This window comes from Streptomyces sp. GS7 (assembly GCF_009834125.1).
GTDB lineage: Bacteria > Actinomycetota > Actinomycetes > Streptomycetales > Streptomycetaceae > Streptomyces.
In genome coordinates this window covers 2,084,779-2,105,255 of sequence record NZ_CP047146.1, presented here as the reverse complement: position 1 = coordinate 2,105,255, position 20,477 = coordinate 2,084,779, and the positions used below count along the sequence as shown (strand labels likewise).

Genomic DNA, 20,477 nt, shown 5'->3' with positions numbered 1-20,477 from the left:
CGGTGAGGGTGCTCAGGCCCCCTCACCGCCGCCCCGCGGGAGCGGGCAGCGGCGGTGCAGCGTGGACACCCCGGCGGCCACCAGCAGCCCGGCGCCGGAGGCCAGCAGCAGGCCCTTGACCGGGGAGTCGGTGAGCGCCGCGCCGCCGAGGCCGCCGAGGGCCGTGCTGAACAGCGCCCAGATGCCCGCGCCCAGCGCGTCCAGGGCGACGAAGCGGCGCGGCGGGAAGCGGACGCTGCCGGTGGAGAGGGTGGCGACCACCCGCCCGCCGGGGAGGAAGCGGCCGGCGACGATCAGCACGGCGGCGTGCCGTTCGACCAGGGCGCGGGCGCGCAGATGGCGGGCTCGGCCGCGTTCGCCGCGCAGCAGCAGGGCGATCGCGCGCGGGCCCGCGTGGCGGCCCACGACGTAGCCGAGGCAGTCGCCGGCCAGCGCCCCGACCGCCGCGACGCCCGCGAGCAGGGCGAGCGGCGGCAGGTCGGGGCCGATGAGCACGGCGACCAGGACGACGGTGGTCTCGCTCGGCATGAACGGGAGCAGGGCGTCCAGCCCGGCGATCAGCAGGACGGCGAGCCAGAGCCAGGGGGAGCCGAGCAGGGCGTGCAACGGGTCGGTGAGGCGGTCCAGTTGGTCGAAGAGGCTGAAGGCGAGCGGGGTCGCGGGGACGGGGGCGAACCGGTCAGGCATGCTGGCGGAGGGGCGGGCCGGTGGTCGGCGGCGGGGCCTGCGGCGCGAGCCGCGGCGGCCGGATCGCCGCCGCGGCCGGCCGCACGGTGCCGCGGCCGAGGACGGCGTGTTCGGCGCGGGCCGCCAGTTCCCTGCGGTCCAGGGCGGTGCCCGCGGTGGGCAGCGCCGGGTGGGCGGTGAGGCGTACGGCCAGTGCGCGGGCGGTCAGGACGCGGCGCAGGGAGGCCGCGAAGGTGTCGTCGCCGCAGAACGCGGCCACGGTGCTCGGCCGGCCCTGCTGGGTGTAGCTGACCGTCAGCGGGCGGACCGGTGCGCCGGCGTCCAGGGCGGCCTGGAACGTGGCGCGGCGGAAGGCGCCCTGGTCGGCGGTGCACCAGGTGGTGGCCTGGGGGAAGACCGCCACCGAGCGGCCGGCGGCGAGCAGGTCGGACAACTCCCGTACGGTGTGCGGGAGTCTGCGGGGGCTGGTGCGGTCGATGAAGTGCGTGCCGGCCCGGCGCGCCAGGCCGCCGACGACCGGCCAGCGGCCGACCTCGCGCTTGGCGAGCAGGGTCGTCGGTTCGGCGGCGAGCAGCGCGACGATGTCGAGCCAGGAGATGTGGTTGAGGACGGTGAGGGTACCGGGGCCGCCGGCTCCCGTCCCGGCAGCCGCCAGCTTGTCCACCCCTTCCGCCTCGATCCCCAACGCCGCCAGCAGCGCCCGGGCGTGCGCGCGCAGCCGTACCGGATCCGCCAGGAGGTCGCCGTCGGCCAGCACGCGGCGCACCGCGGTGGCGAACGCGGCGGCGCGGCGGGCGGATTCGCGGGCCGGGACGCGCGGGGCGGCGTGGCCGGCGCAGTGCGGGGTGCAGACGGACCGGACGTCCCAGGGGCCGTTCACCGGTCCCCCAGGAAGAAGCGGCGGTAGCGGTCGCCGAGGCGCTCCATGTCCAGGACGACGAAGAAGTCGGCGGTGCCGAACGCCGGGTCGTGGGCGGGGGCGCCGCCGATCCACGCGCCGATCCGGAGGTAGCCGCGCAGCAGCGGCGGGAGCTGGGCGAGGGAGGGGCGCTCGGGCAGCGGGCCGGTGGGGCGCCAGGGGCGGTGCGGGGTGACCCGGAGCCCGGCCGGGGCGGGGTAGCGGGTGAGGGCCAGCGCCCAGGCGTGTCCGGCGGCGGTGCCCCCGTCGGCGAGCGGGACGGAGGCGCAGCCGGCGAGGTAGCGGTGGCCGGAGAGCAGGGTGTAGCGGGCGAGGGCGGCCCACATCACGTTGATGACGGCGCCGCCGCGGTGGTCGGGGTGGACGCAGGAGCGGCCGGCCTCGATGAGGGAGGGGCGCAGCGCGTTCAGGGCGGAGAGGTTGAACTCGCCGTCGGAGTAGAGGCGTTGGCTGCGCCCGGGGGGCAGCAGCCGGTAGGTGCCGACGACGGCGCCGGTGGGGGTGTGGGTGACGACGAGGTGGTCGGCGAGGTCGTCGACGGCGTCGATGTCGTGGCCGGGGAGGGGGGTGTCGAGGGCGGCGCCCATCTCCTCGCCGAAGACCTGGTGGCGGAGGCGCTGGGCGGCCCGGATCCGGTCGGGGGTGTCGGCGATCTCGGCGGTGTAGTCGGGAGAGGGGGCGGCGTCCGTGGCCGCGGCGTCCGCGGTGGGAGAGGTGAGTCCGGGGCTGCCGGCGGACGCGGTGGGTGCCATGCTCATCAGAGCCTCCGTAGGTGCTGCTGGTTACACCCCGTCGGGGTGCACATACCCAATGACCTGGCGTTCTCCTACACGGCAGACTGTCCCCGCGTGCGGCGGCCGGGCACGTGAAGCCCAGGGAGCGTGCGGATGAGGCTCCGCGGAACACTGGTCGCCGCGGCATGGGGGCTCGGGGCCTGTCCGGTGGGTCGGGGCCGGGCGGGCGGCAGCCGTGGATGCGGCTGCGGCCCGGTCCGCCCGACCGCCTCCGCGCCGCCAACTCCGGTGGCGGGAACCGCGGTACGGCCCGGTTGTGCGGCTGGAAGGTCGTCCGGGCGCCGCGTACGCTGACCGGCACGTTCACGAGCAAGGGGAGCAACGACATGGGCACCGCAGCCGACAAGGAATGGCTCTACGGCCTCGACATCTCCGACGCCACCTGGCAGCGCCCGCCCGGCGAGGCCCCCGACGCGGAAGCGGTGGAGATCGCCTTCCTGGAGCGCGGCGCGGTCGCGATGCGCAATTCCACGGACCCCGAGGTGGTGCTGCGCTTCACCGAGGCGGAGTGGTGGGCGTTCGTCCAGGGCGCCCGGGACGGGGAGTTCGACCTCTCGCGGTGACGCCACGGGCGTGCGGCGCCGCCCCGGTGGCCGGGGTCGCGGGGTGCCGCCCGGCGGCCCGGGCCGGGGCGCGCCCGGGCCCGGGTGCCCGGGGGCAGGCGCCGCGGTCACCCGTCCGGGGCGGCCCGGCACCCCGGTGACCATCACAGGATTCACTCGTTCCACGGAATGTGGAGCAGCAGCAGGCGGCAACCCCGCGTCCGGACCGCACCTCCCCCGGCAGCCCGGCGGAGGCCGGTGAGGCCATCGACGTCGAGCAGGCCGAGGCGGCGCTGGTCGAGCACTACCCCCGGCTGGCCCGGCTGGCGTATCTGGTCCTGCCGCCGGGCCCGAGCCGCGGCCGGCGGGTGCTGGCCGCACACGGAGTGGTGCAGCGGGCCCTGCCGCGGCGGCCGGGCCCCGGGTCCGGTCCCGGTCTGCCCGCCCAGCGCGACGGCGCGGCGGCGGCCGTCGACCCCGGTTACGCGCTCATGCGGCTGCGGGTGCTGCGCACCGCACTCGCCGCCGGGCGGCGGCGTCTGCCGCCGGCACCGCTCCCCCAGGTCTGGGGCCTGCGGCTCTTCCCCCGCTCCGGCGGCGCCGACGAACTCGCCCTGGACCAGGCGCTGTCCGCGCTCTCCGCACCGGGCCGGGCGGCGTTCGTCCTGCGCGACCTGGAGCGGCTGACGGCGCACGAGGCGCGCCGGGTGCTGGAGGCCGCGGGGGTCGCGGACTCCCGGGCGGCTTTGGCGGAGGCCGACGGGGCGGCGGTGCCGGCCGGGAGCCGGGACCGGGCGCTGCTGGAGTCGGTGGAGTTCGACCCGTGCGCCCTCCAGGCCCGGCCCACCGATCTGCTCCGGCGCCGGCAGCACGGCCGGGCGGCGCTGGCAGCGAGCGCGGCGTTGCTGGTGTGCTGGGCGCTGCTGGGGATGCCGGGCGACGGCTGGGGGCCGGACGGCGCCGCGGCGCCGGCGTACGCGGGCAATACCGCCTCCGAAGCCGCCCTGGAACCGGGCAGGTTGGCGCTCACCCCGGCGGACGCCTGGAAGACCGCGGCGCGTCAGGACTTCGCCGCCTGGCCGGCCCGCGGCGACCGGACCGGCGACCGGGCACTGCTCCGGCGGGCGCTGGCGGTCTGGGCGCGGCCCGGGGCCGGCGTACCGGTCACGGCGACGCCCGGCACCCCGACGGGGCCTGCGGCCGGGCCGCCGCAACTGCTGTTCGCGGGCGTGGTGGACCACGCGGTGGTGGTGCTCTTCCACGACGGCCTGCGGGCGGTGCGCTACGCCGAGGCGGCGGACGGCCAGGGGCAGGACGAGGGCACCGGTGCGGCGCTGGACTTCGCACGGACGGACGGTGCGGCGGCGGATACGGCACTCGCCCTGGTGGCGGGCCGCACCCAGGGCAACGTCCGCTATCTGACGGCCCCTTGGGTGCGGTCCGTACGGCTGGTCGATCTGCTGAAGCCGGACGCGGCGGGCCAGCCGATCCCGATCGGCCCGGACGGTCTGACCGACCCCGTACCGACCCCGCGCGACGGGACCGCCTGCACCACGTGGCCGGCGCTGCGGGCGGTCGGCGGGACGGACGGGCAGCCGGGCGGCCCGGCGGCCGGGGAGCTGCTCACCGACCTCGGGGAGCTGACACCGGCCCGGCTCACGTACGGGCGGCCCACCGCGCCGGGCGAGGTCTCGGGCCCGGAGGCCCGTACGGCCTGGGCGCGTACCGCCTGCCAGCTGCCCGGGGCACGGCTGCGGGGCGTGCAGACCGTGAACACCTGGCGGTTCGCGCGGCAGTCGCTGCCCGGGGGTGCGGGCGAGGCGGCCTGGCTGTGCACCCGGGCGGAGACCTGGCGCGGGGCGGGCAGCCGGACGATGGCGCAGTTCCAGCCGCCCGCGCCGGCCGACCGGCGGTACGCGCCGGGCGCGGTGACGGCGCGGGCCGAGGGCGGTACGGCCTGCGGGCCGCGGGCGCCGCAAGTGCTGGCCGGGGTGCTGTGGAAGACGAAGGGGGGTGCGTGGTGGCTGCTGGCGGCGGGCAGCGACCGGGTCACGTCGATCACCGCGAGCGGCGGGGTGCGGGGGCACGCGGCGGGGCGGCTGCTGGCCCTGCCGGCGAAGCCGGACGCCCGGACGGACCTGAAGGGCGGGCTGGCGGGCGGCGGCCAGGTGGGGACGCTGCGGTGAGGTGAGAGGCGGGGGCGGGGCGTGGGCCGCCGCCGCGAGCTTTTCCGCGTCCAGGGGGTATCGGCATTCCTTACCCGTCAGTACATTGACGCCATGTCTAATACGGCCCCGCTGCGGCCCCAGCCGGTCGCGTCCCAGCACACCCCGCTGAAGGCCCGGAACGTGGCCTTCGACTGGGCGGACACCCCCCTGCACTGGATCCCCGGCGATCCGTCCAGCACCCACACCATCAACGTCCTGCACCTGCTGCTGCCGGCCGGCGAGCGCTGGTTCGTGCACGTCTACAAGCAGGTGCTGCCCCACATCCGGGACGAGCAACTCCGGGCGGACGTGATCGGGTTCATCGGCCAGGAGGCGATGCACTCGCAGGCGCACGACGACGTCCTGCCGCGCCTCAAGGCGCTGGGCCTGGACCCGACCCCGTACACCGCGCAGGTCGACTGGTTCTTCGAGAAGCTGCTCGGCGACCGGACGCTGCCGCCGGGCAGGGCCCGTCAGTGGTGGCTGATGGAACGGGTCGCCCTGATCGCCGCCATCGAGCACTACACCGCCTTCCTGGGCGACTGGGTGCTCAACGCCGAGGCGCTGGACACCAAGGGGGCCGACCCGACGATGCTCGACCTGCTGCGCTGGCACGGCGCGGAGGAGGTCGAGCACCGCTCGGTGGCCTTCGACCTCTTCGTGCATCTGGACGGCGGCTACCGGCGGCGGGTGCGCACCTGGGCGACGGCCTTCAGCGCCCTGGTGTTCCTGTGGCAGCGCGGCACCCGGTTCTTCATGGAGAACGACCCCACGCTGATCGACGGCAGGGCCGCCGTGAAGGACTTCCTCCGGGGCGGACGGCAGGGCGTACTGCCGACCACCGGGGCGATGCTCCGCTCCATACCCCAGTACCTGAGCCGGGCGTACCACCCCTCGCGGCACGGCAGCACCGAGCAGGCGATCGCCTATCTCGACCGCTCGCCCGCCGCGACCGCCGCCGCTGCCCCCGGAGGAGCCTGAGATGCCCGCCCGCTCCATGACGTCGATATCCGCACCGGGTCGCACGTCCCCGCCTCCGCGTACGCGCGCGCTCCCCCGCCTGCGGACCGTGCTGCTGGCCGCCGGGGCCGCGGTGGTCGTCCGGCGGGCGCTGCGGCGGCGGATCCGGCGGTCGCCGCTGTGGCCGCTGCCCGCCCTGGAGGAGCCGATATCGGGCCGGGGCCGGGAACGGGGCCGGGCGGCACCGCTGCGGCTGCGGGTGGCCGAACGGACGGCGGCGGCCGACGGGGTGGTGGCACTCCGCCTGGAGGGCGAGCGGCTGCCCGGCTGGGAACCGGGCGCGCACATCGACCTCGTCCTGCCGTCCGGAACCGTGCGCCAGTACTCGCTGTGCGGCGAACCGGCCGACGCCGCACGGGCGGACGGCGGTGCGTACACCATCGCGACCCGGCTCATCGAGGACGGCCGGGGCGGTTCGCGCGAGGTGCACGAGGCGCTCCACGAGGGCACGACGGTCGAGGTGCGCGGACCCCGCAACCGCTTCCCCCTGGACGAGAGCCACGCCTACCTCTTCATCGCGGGCGGTATCGGCATCACCCCGATCCTCCCGATGGTGCGGCACGCCGAGAGGGAGGGGATTCCGTGGCGCCTGGTGTACGCGGGACGGTCGCGGGCGTCGATGCCCTTCCTCGAAGAACTCGAAAAGCTGGCGGGGGATGGGCAGTTGACCGGGGCCGGTGGCGGGCGGCTGACGGTGGTCGCGGAGGACACGGCGGGGCGGCCCGATCTGGCCGCGGCACTCGCCGACGCGCCCCCGCACGCCGCCGTGTACTGCTGCGGACCCGAGCCCCTGATGGACGCGGTCGCCGACCTGCTCCCCCACGGCCCCGAGGGGCTGAGCCTGCACACCGAACGCTTCGCGCCACGGACGGGCCCGGGGGCCGGTCCGGGGTCCGGGGACGGCCCGGGTGAAGGCCAGGCCGAAGAGGTGGCGTTCGAGGTGGAGTTGCGCCGCACCGGCCGTACGGTCACGGTCCCGGCGGACACCAGCGTGCTGCGCGCCCTCCGCGAACAGGCCCTCCCGGACCTGCCGTACTCCTGCGAGCAGGGCTTCTGCGGCACCTGCCGACAGCGGGTACTGGCCGGAGAGGTGGACCACCGCGACGAACTCCTGACGGACGCGGAACGCGAGGACTCGCTGCTGGTCTGCGTCTCGCGGTCGGCCCGGGGGGAGGGACTGGTGCTGGACCTGTAGGGGCGGGCTCCAGGTTTTCCCCGCCGCAGCTTTTCCCCGCCGCACGTTTTTCCCCGCCGCCCACCCCCCTTCGGGGGGTGGGCGGGTGAGGTGTCGTAAGCGAACAGGCCCGCGTGTGGCACGCTCCGGGACCGGATCGGTGCGCTGGTGCGGCTCGGGGGCGGGTCGTTAGGGTGAGTACATGACGACCGGGGCACGCCGCAGGATGGGCGTCGAGGAGCGGCGGGAGCAGCTCATCGCCGTCGCGCTCGGCCTGTTCAGCCACCGCTCCCCCGAGGATGTGTCGATCGACGAGATCGCCGAGGCGGCCGGGATATCCCGGCCGCTGGTCTACCACTACTTCCCGGGCAAACAGCAGCTCTACGAGGCCGCGCTGCGGCGCGCCGCCGAGGAGCTGTCGGCCCGGTTCGTCGAGCCGCGCGAAGGGCCCCTCGGCGCCCGGCTGTTGCGCGTCATGGAGCGGTTCTTCGACTTCGTGGACGAGCACGGCCCCGGTTTCTCGGCGCTGATGCGCGGCGGTCCGGCGATCGGCTCGACCCGCACCAGCGCACTGATCGACGGTGTACGCCAGGCCGCCTACGAGCAGATCCTCGCCCATCTCGACGTCCGGGACGCGCCCCCGCGGCTGGAGTTGGTGATCCGTTCCTGGGTCTCGCTGGCCGAGACCACCGCGCTGCTGTGGCTGGACGGGCGGCGCGTGCCGCGCGCCGAGCTGGAGCGGCAGCTGGTGCACGACTTCGTCGCGCTGGCGGGGGTGAGCGCGGCGTACGACGAGCGGATGGCGCAGGTGGTGCGCCGGATGCTGGCGGACGAGCCGCCGGACGGGATGTTCGCGGAGCTGGTGGGACGGCTGATGGAGCTGCCGCAGCCGGTCTGACCCTGCCCTGCGCTGGAGTGGGGGCGCATGGCCGGCGGAGGGCGACTGTCGGACCCTCGGCGTAACGTCGTTGGCAGGACGGCGAATTGAGCTGTCTCCGTTGCGCGGGCGGGGGCCGGCGGGGCGGGTGCGGCACAATCCGATCATGAATGAGATCACTTACCGGGCGGCCGAGGCGGAGCGCGACCTGGCCGTGCTCGTCGGCCTCTACGACGGGGCCGCGCGCTGGATGGTGGACAACGGCATCGACCAGTGGAAGCCGGGTGACAAGGACGAGGCGCATTTCCGGGAGCGAATAAAGGAGGGGGAGGTCTGGCTGGCGGAGGCGGCCGGGCGGGTCGTCGGCGGCTTCGAGCTGTGGTGGCGGGACGAGCCCGCGTGGGGCGCGCAGCCCCCGGTGGCCGGGTATGTGCACCGGCTGATGGTGGACCGCACCCACGCACCGGCGGGGGCCGGGCGGGAGTTGCTGTCGTGGGCCGAGCGGCGGATCGCGGAGGCGGGGCGTACGCGGTCGCGGCTGGACTGCGTGTCGAGCAATCCGCGGCTGCGGACGTATTACGAGGGGGCGGGCTACGAGGTCGTCGGGGAGCAGCCGTTCAAGGAGGGGAAAGGGGGGAGCAGGTACGGCGTGACGCTGTTGGAGAAGCGGCTTTGAAGCGGGGGTGGGGGCGGGCGTGCCGCCCCCACAGGTTCCCGTGAGCCACCGGCCCGCCAGCCTCTCCTCGGCGCCCGGTCAGCCCTGGCGGAAGACGGCGACCGTGCGGGCCGGGACGGTGAAGGTGCCCGAGGCGGGGGCGTAGGACGCGGTGGCCGCGACGGGGTCGGCGCCGTGGGACTGGAGGGGGTGCAGGGCGTAGGGCCGGCCCGTGAGGCCGGGCAGGGTCTGGCTCTGGCGGTGCGGGGTGGCGTTGAAGACGATCACGAGGTTGGCCAGGCGCATGGTGATCACGCCGGGGGTCTCGTCCGTGCCGGAGAGCGGGAAGGAGAGGGCGGACTGGACGCGGGCGGTGGTCGCGAGGTCGAAGGCGGGTTCGGCGGCGTGGATGCGGAGCAGGTCGCGGTAGGCGGCGGAGGCCGCGGTGGTGGTGGCGCAGCCGGGACGTAGCGCCGGGTCGGCCAACAGGGGTTTGGCGTAGGGCCACTTGTCCTTGTTGTCGGCGGCCGGGGGCAGGCCGCGGCCGAAGCCGTTGGTCGCCGCGCCACCGGGGACGTCTGCGGCGCAGGTCCAGTGGATGGCGTTGAACCAGTCGCCGCTGTTGAAGGAGTTGCGGTCCAGGGACTTGGAGCGGAGGAGGTCGGAGCCGGCCTGGGAGAGCGCCGGGCCCTGGGAGAGCGCGGCGGTGGCCAGGGCGACGACCTGCATCCGGGCGCGGTCGGCGGCGGAGGTGCCGGGCGGGAGCTTGTAGGCCAGGGCGTCGTAGAGGGTTTCGTTGTCGTGGGCGTCGGCGTAGGCGAGGGCGTCGCCGGGCGCGGCGGCATAGCCGGCGGGGGCGCCGTTGTAGTCGACCTGGGAGCCCTTGACCCGGCGGCCGGCGGTGTCGGTGAAGGCGTAGTCGGCGAGGTTGCCGGTGAGGCCGACCTTGATGAGGTCCTGGTAGTGGAGGAGACGGGACCGCTGGGCGGCCGGATCGCCGTTGGCGGGTGAGGAGTTGGGGTCGGTGTAGAGGCCGGAGGCAAAGCCCTGGACGCGGGGGTCGGCGTCGAAGGGGCTGCCGCCGCGGATCGCGTCGCGGGCCCGGTCGTTGAAGGTGGCGATGCCGGTGCCGGCCATGTTGCGCTGGGTGGCCTGGACGAAGCGGGCGTCGTTGGCCACCTCACCGAAGTTCCAGCCCTCGCCGTAGAGGATGATGGATCGGCCGTCCACGCCGTCGCGGGCCGGGGTCAGCGCGTCGAGGGCTTTGCGTACGGCGAGGATGTTGGCCTTGGGGTGGTGCCCCATGAGGTCGAAGCGGAAGCCGTCGACCTTGTACTGCCTGGCCCAGGTGACGACGGAGTCCACAACGAGCTTGCCCATCATGGTGTGTTCGGGCGCGGTGCCGGAGCAGCAGGTGGAGGTGGCGACGGTGCCGTCGTCGAGCAGCCGGTGGTAGTAGCCGGGGACGATGCGGTCCAGGATGGAGTGCGGGTCGTCCTGGCCGCTCGCGGCGGTGTGGTTGTAGACGACGTCCATGACGGTGCGCAGGCCGATGCCGTTCAACCCCTGCACCATGCGGCGGAATTCGACGATCCGGGCCGTGCCGGACGGGTCGGAGGCGTACGACCCTTCGGGGACGCTGTAGTGGAGGGGGTCGTAGCCCCAGTTGTAGGCGTCGTGGTCGGCCACCTTCGCCACGCACTCCTGCTGGCGGTCGGAGTCGGCGGGCAGGGAGGGCAGGTCGCAGTCCGGCCGCTGCTGGTCGGCGCGGCGCTCGGGGACGGAGGAGAAGTCGAACGCCGGCAGCAGGTGGACGTGGGAGGTTCCCGCCTCGGCCAGGGATTTCAGGTGCCGCATGCCCGCCGAGCGGGTGTCGGTGAAGGCGAGGTACTGGCCGGGGTGGCGGGAGGTGGGGTCCTCGACGGAGAAGTCGCGGATGTGCAGCTCCTGGATGCGGGCCCGGCGCAGCGGCACCGGCGCGGGCTTGCGGAGCGTCGCCCAGCCGGCGGGGGCGAGGCGGGGATCGGCGAGGTCGACGACCAGGCTGCGGGCGGAGTCGGTGGTCAGCGCGGTGGAGTACGGGTCGGTCACCTTGTTGGTGACGGTCCTGTCGGCGGCGGGTGCCCAGACGGTGACGAGGTAGCGGTACGGCTTCCCGGCCCAGGTGCGCTCGCCCCGTACGCTCCACACCCCGGTCGCGTCGTCCCGGCGCATCGGGACCGGGCGGCCGTCCAGTTCGAGCGCCACGGTACGGGCGGTCGGCGCCCAGACGGAGAGCGTGGGGCGGCCGGCGCGGAACACCGGCCCGAGGGCGGCGTGTTGGGCGCGGGTGCCGTAGAGGTCGTCCAGGATGCCGGGGATCTGGACGCTGGTGGTCGCGGTCTGCCGTCCGTCCGCGGTGCGCTGGGTGGCGACCAGTCGTTCGCGCAGGGCGGCGGGGGCCAGCGCGCGATCGCGCGGGTCGACGGTGAAGGCCGGGTAGCCGGTGAGGTGCGGGTAGAGGGCCCGTTCGGCCGGGGTCAAGGTACCGGGGGTGAGCCGGATGCGGCCCGCTACCCTCCGCCGGCCGGCTTCCGGCCGCCGCGCGGGGTCGCCGAACTCCAGCTGGGCGTCGGCGTGTCGGGCGTCCTTCCAGACCACGGTGGTGCGGTCGATCCACTGCGCCGCGGCCGGACCGTCGGCGGAGGCGGCACGGGCGCCCGGCTGCGGCGGGAGGACCAGGGCCGCCGCGCCGGCGAGCAGCGCGAGGAGGGCGGCCGTGCGGCGGCGGGCGCGGTGCGGGGTGGAGGACATGACCCTTGGTTCTATCCGTGCGACCCCATTGCTGCAAGACCTTTCGCAAGAGATTGCAACGGTGTTACGTTCCCGTAGTAGCCGGTCCGGCCGGCCGGAGGTCCACCGGATGGTGGTCCCTACGCGCCCGGCCGGTCGGACCGGTGCCAAGCGCCTTCGGGGAGAGTGGGTTCGCCGGTGCCAAGCGCCTTCGGGAGAGTGGGTTCGCCGGTGACGCGGCAAGTTGGCGCATAGTCACCCAGGCGTGCGGACAGGGTGAGTTACCCGGACGAGAGCGGGGAATCCCCCCACCATGATCGACAACCCCGAGGACACCACCGGCACCACGACGCACCACGACGCCGCGACCCGCAGCTACTACGAGACCGGCGACGTCGACGCCTTCTACGACGCCGTCTGGGGCGGCGAGGACATCCACGTCGGCGTCTACGCCCATCCGCACGAGGCGATCGCGGACGCCTCGCACCGTACCGTCGAGCACGCGGCGGACAACGCCGCGGACCTGCTCGGCCCGCACGCGACCGTGCTCGACCTCGGCTCCGGATACGGCGGATCGGCCCGCGCGCTCGCCGAACGCTTCGGCTGCCGGGTCGTGGCCCTCGACCTCAGCGACGAACACAACCGGCGCCACCGTGCGGCCAACGCCCGGCGTGGACTGGACGGCCTGATCGAGGTCGTCACCGGCTCCCTCAACGAACTGCCCTACGAGGCGGAGCGGTTCGACGTCGTCTGGTCCCTTGAGGTCCTCAGCCATGTGCCGGACAAGGAGAGCGCGCTGGCCGAGGCCGTACGCGTGCTCAAGCCGGGCGGCGCCGTGGTCTTCTCGGACATCATGATGGCCGAGGAGACCCCGGCGGAGGCCGTGCGGCCCGCGATCTCCCGCCTCTCCATGCCGACCCTGGCGACACCGTCCTTCTATCTGGACCTGCTCTCCGGACTCGGCCTCAAGGACGTCGACTTCGAGGACCGCACAGCGGACATCACCACCCACTACGCACGCCTCGACGAGGAGGTCCAGCGACGCGCGGCCGAACTGCGCGACGTCATCAGCCCCGCCTACGTCGACGAGTTGCTGACCAACCTGCCCCTCTGGACCGACATCACCCGCCGGGACCTGCTGCGCTGGGGCATCTTCCACGCCCGGCGCCCGGCCGCCTGACCCGTACCGTTCCTCATCTCCTACTCTCCGGGAGGTCCAGATCGGCTCGGACGATCTTGCCGACCGGGGGCCGGTCGAGGACGTTCCAGCAGGTGGCGAGCGCGGCGACGAGGATCAGCCCGCGGCCGGACTCGGAGTCGGGCGCGGGCGCGGGCGGAGCAAGCGTCCAGGGGGCGGGCGGTCGCCGCTCCGTCCGCGTGTCGGCGACCTCGATCCGCAGGGTGCCCGGCCGGGCCGAGCCCGGCAGCTTCAGGAGCCGCAGCTCGAAGTCCCGGCCGGGCACCCGGCCATGGGTGGCCGCGTTCGCGGCGAGTTCACCGACGATGGCGGCGGCGGTGTCCGAGACCTCGCCGCCGTACGGGAAGCCCCAGACATCGAGTTGCTGGACGGCGAGATGGCGCGCGAGACGGGCCCCGCGCGGGGTGGCGCTGAAACGCTGCATGAACATCCGTACGGCGACGGTCGGCTGGACTGGCATGGCGCCAACGCTGCTGGTCAGCAGGCTCGTACGCCAGGTACTCAGCTCGTACTCCGGAAACTGTACGAGTTCAGTACGTGGACGGGACGAGTAACCAGCCGTAACGATGGGTGACTTGCGGGGCAGTCAGTACCAGTGACATCGGGAGCACCCGACCATGGAAGACAGCAACACCGACCACCACTACGACGGCGGCGAGCCGCCCGAGCCGTCCGGCAGTCTGCGCACCTTCGGCGCCGTCTACCAAGGGTTCCGCGAGAACGCGGGATTCACGCAGGAGTCCCTGGCACCGGCGATCCGGTACTCGGCGCACTACATCGGCTCCGTCGAACAGGGCCGACGCCTCCCGTCGAAGAAGTTCATCGACCGCTCGGAGGACACGCTCCACGCGAACGGAGTGCTGCGGAAGGCGGCCAAGCGGCTGTCGAGGCAGCCGGGACTGGCGCGGTGGTTCCGTGAGTGGGCGGAGCTGGAGAGGCAGGCGATCAGCCTCTTCACGTACGAATGCCGGTTGGTTCCCGGCTTGTTACAGACGGAGGCGTATGCGCGGACGCTGTTCACGCAGCAGGTCCCGCACCTGGATGACGACGAGATCGGAACCCGTTGGGCGGCACGGTCCGAGCGTACGCAGCTCCTGCGGGAGCGCCCGAACACCACGTTCAGCTTCGTCCTCGAAGAGCATCTGTTCCTGCGCCGGACTGGTGGAACGGAGGTCACCAGGCAGCTCATCGACCACGTCCTCGAACTCTCCGAGGTGCGGAACGTAGACATCCAGCTCATTCCACTTGTGCAAGAGGATCACGCCGGGTTACACGGGCCGATGCAGCTGCTGGAAACCCCTGACAACGAGTGGTTCGGATACTGCGAGGGCCAGCGCACGGGCCTGTTCATCTCCGACCCGAAAGAGCTCAGCATCCTCCAAATGCGTTATGCGAGACTGCTTTCGCAGGCTCTGACCCCCAGAGACTCGCGGAGCCTGCTGATGCAGATCCGAGGAGCGCTATGAGCAGCACCCCCGAACTGGCCTGGTTCAAGAGCAGCTACAGCGGTGGCGACGGCGACGACTGCGTGGAGATAGCTCTCGATTGGCACAAGTCGAGCTACAGCAGCAGCGGTGATGGCGACTGCATAGAAATCGCCCTCTCCTGGCACAAGTCCAGTCACAGCAGCGGCGACTCCGGCGACTGCATAGAAATCGCCACCTGCCCCACCACCGTCCACATCCGGGACTCCAAGGACCAGGACGGGCCGCAGCTCGCCGTCCCGGCCGGTTCCTGGGCGGCGTTCGTCTCGTACGCCGCCCAGGACGCCTGACCCGCGGCCACTCACCCCCACCGCGGGCCGGTCGACCCCCGTACGACCAACTCCGGCTGGAAGACGAACTCGGTGCGCTGTACGGGGTTTCCCTGGATCTCCTCGATGAGCGCGCCGACCGCGGCGGTCGCCATGGCCTGTACCGGCTGCCGCACCGTGGTCAGCGGTGGGTCGGTGAAGGCGATCAGCTGGGAGTCGTCGAAGCCGACGACGGAGAGGTGGCCGGGGACCTCAAGTCCCCTTTGGCGGGCGGCGCGTACCACGCCCAGCGCCATGAGGTCGCTGCCGCAGACGATGCCGGTGCAGCCCTCGTCGAGCAGTGCGGCGGCAGCGGCATGGCCGCCCTCGACGCTGAACAGGGTGTGGCGGACGAGTCGTTCGGCCTGCCCCCTCGACAGGCCGAACGCCTCCCCCAGCGCGGCGGTGAAGCCCTCCGCCTTGCGGCGGGAGGGCACGTAGCGGGCCGGGCCGACCGCCAGGCCGATGCGCTCGTGGCCCAGTTCGGCGAGATGGCGTACGGCCATACGGGCCGCGGCCCCGTCGTCCGGTGAGACGAAGGGCGCGTCGATGCGGTCGTTGTAGCCGTTGATCAGGACGTAGGGCACACCGCGGGAGGTCAGGCGGGCGTAGCGGGACGGGTCGGCGGCGGTGTCGGCGTGCAGGCCGGACAGGAAGACGATGCCGGTGACGCCGCGCTCCTCCAGTTGCTCGACGAGTTCGTCCTCGGTGGCGCCGCCGGGCATCTGGGTGCAGAGCACGGGTGTGTAGCCGTGGCCGGCCAGGGACTGCTCGATGATCTGGGCGAAGGCCGGGAAGATCGGGTTGGTCAGCTCCGGGATGACCAGGCCGACGAGCCCCGCACTCCGCCGTTTCAGCCGTACCGGGCGTTCGTAGCCGAGGACGTCGAGCGCGGCGAGCACCCGCTGCCGGGTGCCCGCCGCGACGCCCGCCTTGCCGTTCAGGACGCGGCTGGCGGTGGCTTCGCTGACCTGCGCCTGGGCGGCGATGTCCGAGAGGCGCGGGGTCACTCCTCCCACCAGATCGTGGCCTCGGCGGGAATTTCACGAATTTCGGAAACTTCGAGATTTTCGGGAACGTCCAACGCGCTGCGGGCGTTGGACGGTTGACGGGAGGAGGAGAGGGCCGCGAGGGCGGACGGAGTGGAGACGGCAGGGGCCGTGGGGACGAACGGAGCGCGGGAGGAGAGGAGGAGCCGGACGGGGGGCAGCGTCAGCCGTACCGCCTCGCCGGTGGTGTTCACCGTACAGAGGAGACCGCCGGGGCGCCGGAAGGCCAGGACGCCGGCGGGGGCCTCCAGCCACTCGACCGAGTCGCCGGCGCCGAGGCCGGGGTGGCTGCGGCGCACCGCCAGTGCGCTGCGGTAGAGCTCCAGAGTGGAGTCCGGGTCGCCGGTCTGGGACTCGGCGGTGAGGGCGGCCCAGTCCGCGGGCTGGGGCAGCCAGCTGCCGCCGTCGCCGAAGCCGTACGGGGGCGCCGTGCCGCTCCAGGGGATCGGTACGCGGCAGCCGTCGCGGAGGCCGTCCTGGCCGCTGGCGCGGAAGAAGGACGGGTCCTGGCGGACCTCGTCGGGCAGGTCGGTGACCTCGGGCAGGCCCAACTCCTCGCCTTGGTAGAGGTAGGCGGAGCCGGGCAGCGCCAGCATCAGCAGGGTGGCGGCGCGGGCGCGGGCCAGGCCGCCGCCGAGCCGGGTGCGGTGGCGGACGACGTCGTGGTTGGACAGGACCCAGGTGGTCGGCGCGCCCACGGGGCGCATGGCATCGAGGGAGGAGTCGATGGCGTCGCGGAGCGCTTCCGCGTCCCAACGGGTGTTCAGGTAGTGGAAGTTGAAGCCCTGGTGGAGTTCGTCGGGGCGGACGTAGAGGGCGAGGCGTTCGACGCTGGGGGCCCAGGCTTCGGCGACGCCGATCCGCTCCCCGGCGTACTCGTCCAGGACCGTGCGCCAGGAGCGGTAGATGTCGTGGACGCCGTCCTGGTCGAAGAAGGGGAGGACCTGTGAGCCGATGAGGCGGGCCTGTTCGCCGCGGCCGATGTCGGGGAGGCCGGGGGCCTTGACCATGCCGTGGGCGACGTCGATCCGGAAGCCGTCCACGCCCAGGTCCAGCCAGAAGCGGAGGATGGAGCGGAACTCGTCCTGGACGGCGGGGTGTTCCCAGTTGAAGTCGGGCTGTTCGGGGGCGAAGAGATGGAGGTACCACTCACCGTCGGGGAGGCGGGTCCAGGCGGGGCCGCCGAAGATGGACTCCCAGTCGTTGGGCGGCAGTTCGCCGTTGGCGCCGCGGCCCTTGCGGAAGTGGAAGCGCTCGCGCAGCACCGAGCCGGGGCCCTCGGCGAGCGCGCGGCGGAACCATTCGTGCTGGTCGGAGCAGTGGTTGGGGACGATGTCGGTGATGATGCGGAGGCCCAGGTGATGTGCTTCGCGGATGACGGCCTCGGCGTCCTGGAGGGTGCCGAACATCGGGTCGGTGGCGCGGTAGTCGGCGACGTCGTAGCCGGCGTCGGCCTGCGGGGAGGCGTAGAAGGGGCTGAGCCAGACCGCGTCCACGCCCAGGTCGCGAAGGTGCGGCAGCCGGCTGCGGATGCCCTGGAGGTCGCCCATGCCGTCGCCGTTTCCGTCGGCGAAGCTGCGCGGATAGACCTGGTAGATCACGGCGTCCCGCCACCATTCGGCGGTGGCGGCGGTGCCGGGAGCGGTGTTCCCCCTGGTGGTGGGCGCAGGAGTGACGTTGTGCTGTCGGGTCATGTCATCCCTTGGTGGTGCCGGCGGTCAGTCCGGCTACGAGGTGGCGCTGGGCGAAGGCGAAGACGAGCGCGGCCGGTACGGCGATGATCACGGCGGCGGCGGTCATCGAACCCCAGTCGTTGGTGTACTGGTTGACGAAGGTCTGCAGGCCCCCGGCGAGCGTCAGGTTCTCCTCGCCGGTCATGAAGGCGGAGGCGTAGGCGACCTCGGCCCAGGCGGTGACGAAGGTGTAGAAGCCGGTGACGGCGAGGCCGGGGCGGGCGAGCGGGAGGACCAGGCGCCAGAAGGTGCCGAAGGGGTTGAGGCCGTCGACGCGGCCCGCTTCGTCGATCTCCACCGGGATGGTGTCGAAGAAGCCCTTCATCATCCAGGCGCAGAAGGGCACGGCGATGGTCAGGTAGGTGATGACCAGTCCGGCGGGCTGGTTGAGCAGGCCGAGGGAGGCGAGGAGGTTGTAGAGCGGCACGATCAGCACCGCGACCGGGAACATCTGGGTGATCAGCAGCAGCCACATCAGCGGGCGCATCCCGGGGAAGCGGAAGCGGCTGACGGCATAGCCGGTGGTGGCGGCGATGAAGACGCCGAGGACGGTGGTCAGCCCGACGATGATCACCGAGTTCCCGAACCAGCTCAGGAATTCCGTGTCCGCCACCACGTGCGTGTAGTTGGCGAGCGTGAAGTGGCTGACGAGGCTGGTGGAGAAGGCGTCGCTCCTCGGTTTGAAGGAGGTGATCAGCAGCCAGAGGGGCGGGAAGACCGCGATGGCGGCGGCGAGCGCCAGGGCGGTGTGCAGCCCGGCGGAGGCCAGCCAGTGCCGTTCGTTGCGTCGACGGGCCATGGTCACCACACCTCTCCCTGCTTGCGCAGCGCCCGGCGGTAGACGACCGCCACGACCGAGAGCAGCGCCAGGATCAGTACGCCCCAGGCGGCGGAGGCGGAGAAGTCGCGGGGGCTGTCGACGAAGGAGAGGCGGTAGGCGTAGGTCACCAGGATCTCGGTGGCGTCGCCGGGGCCGCCCCTGGTGAGCAGGAAGATCACCGGGAACATGTTGAAGGTCCAGATGGTGGAGAGCAGGATCACGGTGCCGCTGACCGCGCGCAGTCCGGGCACGGTGATGTGGCGGAAGCGCTGCCAGGGCCCGGCGCCGTCCATCTCGGCGGCCTCGTAGAGCTCGCCGGGGATGGACTGGAGTCCGCCGAGCAGAGCGACGAGCATGAAGGGCACGCCCAGCCAGACGTTGACGGCGATGACGGAGAGCTTGGCCCAGGTCGGGTCGTTGAGCCAGGGGACGGCGTCGATGCCGCCGCCGGCCAGCAGCTTGTTGAGGATGCCGTTCTTCTCGTTGTAGAGCATCCGCCAGGTGAAGACGGAGATGAAGGCGGGGACCGCCCAGGGGAGGATCAGCGCGAGGCGGTAGAAGGTGCGGCCGCGCAGCGTCCGGTTGAGCATCGTGGCGAGCGTGAGCCCGATCAGGAAGGTGAGCGAGACACAGGCCACGGTCCACACCACGGTCCAGCCCAGGCGGTTCCAGAAGACGCCGTCGGAGAGGATGGCCCGGTAGTTGTCGAGGCCGACGAAGTGGTAGGTGGCGGGGATGTGGTTCATGCCGATCGAGCGCTCGACATTGGCCTCGTTGGCGTCGGTCAGGGAGAGGTAGCCGCCGCGTACGAGGGGGTAGCCGATGATGACGCCGATGACGAGGACGACCGGGGCGACCATCGCCCAGGCGTACCAGTGCGTGCCGAGCGCACGGCGGGCCCTTGCGGCGAGCGTCACTTGTAGTCCTTGAGCAGCTTGCGGTAGGCGTCACCGGTGGCCTTGGCGGCCGCTTCGGGCGTGGCGGCGCCGGTGAGCACCTTGTTCATCTGGACCTTGACCGGCTCGAAGAGGGAGTTGCCCTGGGCGATCCAGGGGCGCTGGACGGCGCCGTCCACGGCGGGCTTGAAGAACCCGACCATCTCGTTCTGCTTGACGGCCGGGACGTTGTAGACCGACGTGCGGGTGGGCAGCAGGCTGAGCTTGTCGGTGGTCTCCTGCTGGACCTTCGCGGAGCTCATGTACTGCACGAAGGCGTAGGCGGCCGACAGGTTCTTGCTGCCGGCGTAGACGGAGAGGTCCCAGCCGCCCTGCGGGGAGCCGTGCGCGGTGCTGCCGCCGGGGACGGGGGCGACACCGAGGTTGCTCTTGTCCTGGAAGGCCTTGCCGGCGCGGGCGCCCTCGATGTCCCAGGGGCCGTCGATCGCCATCGCGACGGTGCCGTCCTTGAGGGCCTTGAGCTGGTTCTCCTGGCCGTCGGTGGCGTCGGTGACGGCGGCCTTGGAGTCGACGAGGGTCTTGATGGCGCGGAACGCCCGGACCCCGGCGGCGTTGTCGATCTTGACGGTCTTGCTGTGCGCGTCGACCATGTCGCCGCCCTCGCCGTAGAGGTAGGGCAGGAACCAGTAGGGGTCGTCACCGCGCAGGTAGAGGGCGGTGGCGCCGGTCTTCTCCTTGATCTTCGGGGCGGCGGCGACCAGTTCGGCGAAGGTCTTGGGGACGGGGACGCCGGCGTCCTTGAGGAGCTTCTTGTTGTAGAAGAGGCCCAGGGTGTCGATGACCTGGGGCGCGGCATAGGTCTTGCCGTTGAACTTCGTGGAGCTGACGGCCTGCGGGAGGTAGTCGGCGGTCTTGTCGAGGGCGGGGGTGCCGTCGAGCGGGGCCAGGTAGCCGAGGCTGGCGAAGTCGGCGACCCAGGCGACATCGGTGCGCATCACGTCGGGGGCGCCCGCACCGCCGCCGGCGGCGTTCTTGAACTTGGCGTTGGCGTCGCCGAAGGGGACGTTCACATAGGTGACGTGGACCTTGGGGTGCTCCTTCTGGAAACCCTCGGCCAGCTTCCGGTAGGTGGCCTTCTCGGCATCGTTGGAGGTGTCCCAGAAGGTAACGGTTCCGGACAGTTCACCGCCCGCGCCGCCGCCGTTGCCACCCCCGCCTCCGCACGCCGTCGCCGCCAGTGCCAGGCCCGCTACCAGCGCGGTGGCGAGTGCGCCACGTATGCCACGCCGCATGTGAACTCCTTAGGAAAAGCCTCAGTTGGCGGTCTGGAACGTAACAGCGC

The 20,477-nt window shown here is 72.9% G+C and carries 19 protein-coding genes; 9 read left to right on the top strand and 10 right to left on the bottom strand.

Annotated features, from left to right (window positions below):
* Window positions 1-12: 12 nt before the first annotated feature.
* The 3 genes from GR130_RS09075 to GR130_RS09065 are packed head-to-tail and all read right to left on the bottom strand — an operon-like array spanning window position 13 to window position 2,364.
* Window positions 13-687, bottom strand: a complete 675-nt coding sequence (locus tag GR130_RS09075; protein ID WP_159504217.1) for a DedA family protein — start codon at window positions 685-687, stop codon at window positions 13-15.
* The gene (locus tag GR130_RS09070; protein ID WP_201304845.1) at window positions 680-1,567 is read right to left on the bottom strand and encodes a lysophospholipid acyltransferase family protein; all 888 of its coding nucleotides are present in this window, start codon (window positions 1,565-1,567) and stop codon (window positions 680-682) included. Before GR130_RS09070 ends, GR130_RS09075 begins: the two co-directional genes overlap by 8 nt.
* A complete protein-coding gene (locus tag GR130_RS09065) occupies window positions 1,564-2,364 on the bottom strand; it encodes a GNAT family N-acetyltransferase (RefSeq protein ID WP_201304844.1) in 801 nt (266 codons plus the stop codon). Before GR130_RS09065 ends, GR130_RS09070 begins: the two co-directional genes overlap by 4 nt.
* 362 nt (window positions 2,365-2,726) lie before the next feature.
* Between GR130_RS09065 and GR130_RS09060 the strand changes: the two genes are divergently transcribed.
* The 6 genes from GR130_RS09060 (at window position 2,727) to GR130_RS09035 (ending at window position 8,896) form a co-directional block, all read left to right on the top strand.
* The gene (locus tag GR130_RS09060) at window positions 2,727-2,963 is read left to right on the top strand and encodes a DUF397 domain-containing protein (RefSeq protein WP_159509847.1); all 237 of its coding nucleotides are present in this window, start codon (window positions 2,727-2,729) and stop codon (window positions 2,961-2,963) included.
* Window positions 2,964-3,133: 170 nt separating this feature from the next.
* Complete coding sequence (locus tag GR130_RS09055; RefSeq protein WP_159504216.1) at window positions 3,134-5,128, top strand: hypothetical protein; 1,995 nt, start codon at window positions 3,134-3,136, stop codon at window positions 5,126-5,128.
* Between the two features lie 93 nt (window positions 5,129-5,221).
* On the top strand, window positions 5,222-6,130 hold the full coding sequence (locus GR130_RS09050) for a metal-dependent hydrolase (RefSeq protein WP_159504215.1): 909 nt from the start codon (window positions 5,222-5,224) through the stop codon (window positions 6,128-6,130).
* A gap of 16 nt (window positions 6,131-6,146) precedes the next feature.
* Window positions 6,147-7,364, top strand: a complete 1,218-nt coding sequence (locus tag GR130_RS09045; protein WP_159509846.1) for a PDR/VanB family oxidoreductase — start codon at window positions 6,147-6,149, stop codon at window positions 7,362-7,364.
* A gap of 181 nt (window positions 7,365-7,545) precedes the next feature.
* A complete protein-coding gene (locus tag GR130_RS09040) occupies window positions 7,546-8,241 on the top strand; it encodes a TetR/AcrR family transcriptional regulator (RefSeq protein ID WP_159504214.1) in 696 nt (231 codons plus the stop codon).
* Window positions 8,242-8,386: 145 nt separating this feature from the next.
* Complete coding sequence (locus GR130_RS09035) at window positions 8,387-8,896, top strand: GNAT family N-acetyltransferase (RefSeq protein WP_159504213.1); 510 nt, start codon at window positions 8,387-8,389, stop codon at window positions 8,894-8,896.
* A 78-nt stretch (window positions 8,897-8,974) separates the two neighbouring features.
* Here the strand turns inward: GR130_RS09035 and pulA are convergent, their stop codons facing one another.
* Window positions 8,975-11,617 carry a pullulanase-type alpha-1,6-glucosidase gene (gene pulA, locus GR130_RS09030; RefSeq protein ID WP_443043753.1) on the bottom strand — a complete coding sequence of 881 codons (2,643 nt, stop codon included), beginning with the start codon at window positions 11,615-11,617 and terminating at the stop codon, window positions 8,975-8,977.
* Between the two features lie 343 nt (window positions 11,618-11,960).
* Between pulA and GR130_RS09025 the strand changes: the two genes are divergently transcribed.
* On the top strand, window positions 11,961-12,827 hold the full coding sequence (locus tag GR130_RS09025) for a class I SAM-dependent methyltransferase (protein WP_159504211.1): 867 nt from the start codon (window positions 11,961-11,963) through the stop codon (window positions 12,825-12,827).
* Window positions 12,828-12,840: 13 nt separating this feature from the next.
* On the opposite strand, the gene GR130_RS09020 is transcribed toward GR130_RS09025, so the two are convergent.
* Window positions 12,841-13,305: an ATP-binding protein gene (locus GR130_RS09020; protein ID WP_236572957.1), complete on the bottom strand. Its 465-nt coding sequence runs from the start codon at window positions 13,303-13,305 to the stop codon at window positions 12,841-12,843.
* 157 nt (window positions 13,306-13,462) lie between these two features.
* Here GR130_RS09020 and GR130_RS09015 point away from each other — a divergent pair, with 157 nt between their 5' ends.
* Together GR130_RS09015 and GR130_RS09010 are read left to right on the top strand one after the other, a co-directional pair.
* Window positions 13,463-14,311, top strand: coding sequence for a helix-turn-helix domain-containing protein (locus GR130_RS09015; RefSeq protein ID WP_159504210.1), 849 nt, complete (start codon window positions 13,463-13,465; stop codon window positions 14,309-14,311).
* Window positions 14,308-14,619, top strand: a complete 312-nt coding sequence (locus GR130_RS09010; protein WP_159504209.1) for a DUF397 domain-containing protein — start codon at window positions 14,308-14,310, stop codon at window positions 14,617-14,619. The genes GR130_RS09015 and GR130_RS09010 overlap by 4 nt, the downstream gene beginning before the upstream one ends.
* Window positions 14,620-14,630: 11 nt before the next feature.
* Here the strand turns inward: GR130_RS09010 and GR130_RS09005 are convergent, their stop codons facing one another.
* From GR130_RS09005 to GR130_RS08985, 5 genes are read right to left on the bottom strand one after another with little or no spacing between them, the layout of a single operon-like run.
* Window positions 14,631-15,656 carry a LacI family DNA-binding transcriptional regulator gene (locus tag GR130_RS09005; protein ID WP_159504208.1) on the bottom strand — a complete coding sequence of 342 codons (1,026 nt, stop codon included), beginning with the start codon at window positions 15,654-15,656 and terminating at the stop codon, window positions 14,631-14,633.
* Complete coding sequence (locus tag GR130_RS09000; protein WP_159504207.1) at window positions 15,644-17,380, bottom strand: glycoside hydrolase family 13 protein; 1,737 nt, start codon at window positions 17,378-17,380, stop codon at window positions 15,644-15,646. Before GR130_RS09000 ends, GR130_RS09005 begins: the two co-directional genes overlap by 13 nt.
* Before the next feature lies 1 nt (window position 17,381).
* Window positions 17,382-18,218, bottom strand: a complete 837-nt coding sequence (locus GR130_RS08995; RefSeq protein WP_159504206.1) for a sugar ABC transporter permease — start codon at window positions 18,216-18,218, stop codon at window positions 17,382-17,384.
* Between the two features lie 2 nt (window positions 18,219-18,220).
* On the bottom strand, window positions 18,221-19,156 hold the full coding sequence (locus tag GR130_RS08990) for a carbohydrate ABC transporter permease (protein WP_159504205.1): 936 nt from the start codon (window positions 19,154-19,156) through the stop codon (window positions 18,221-18,223).
* On the bottom strand, window positions 19,153-20,427 hold the full coding sequence (locus tag GR130_RS08985; RefSeq protein WP_159504204.1) for an extracellular solute-binding protein: 1,275 nt from the start codon (window positions 20,425-20,427) through the stop codon (window positions 19,153-19,155). Before GR130_RS08985 ends, GR130_RS08990 begins: the two co-directional genes overlap by 4 nt.
* Between the last annotated feature and the right edge of the window lie 50 nt (window positions 20,428-20,477).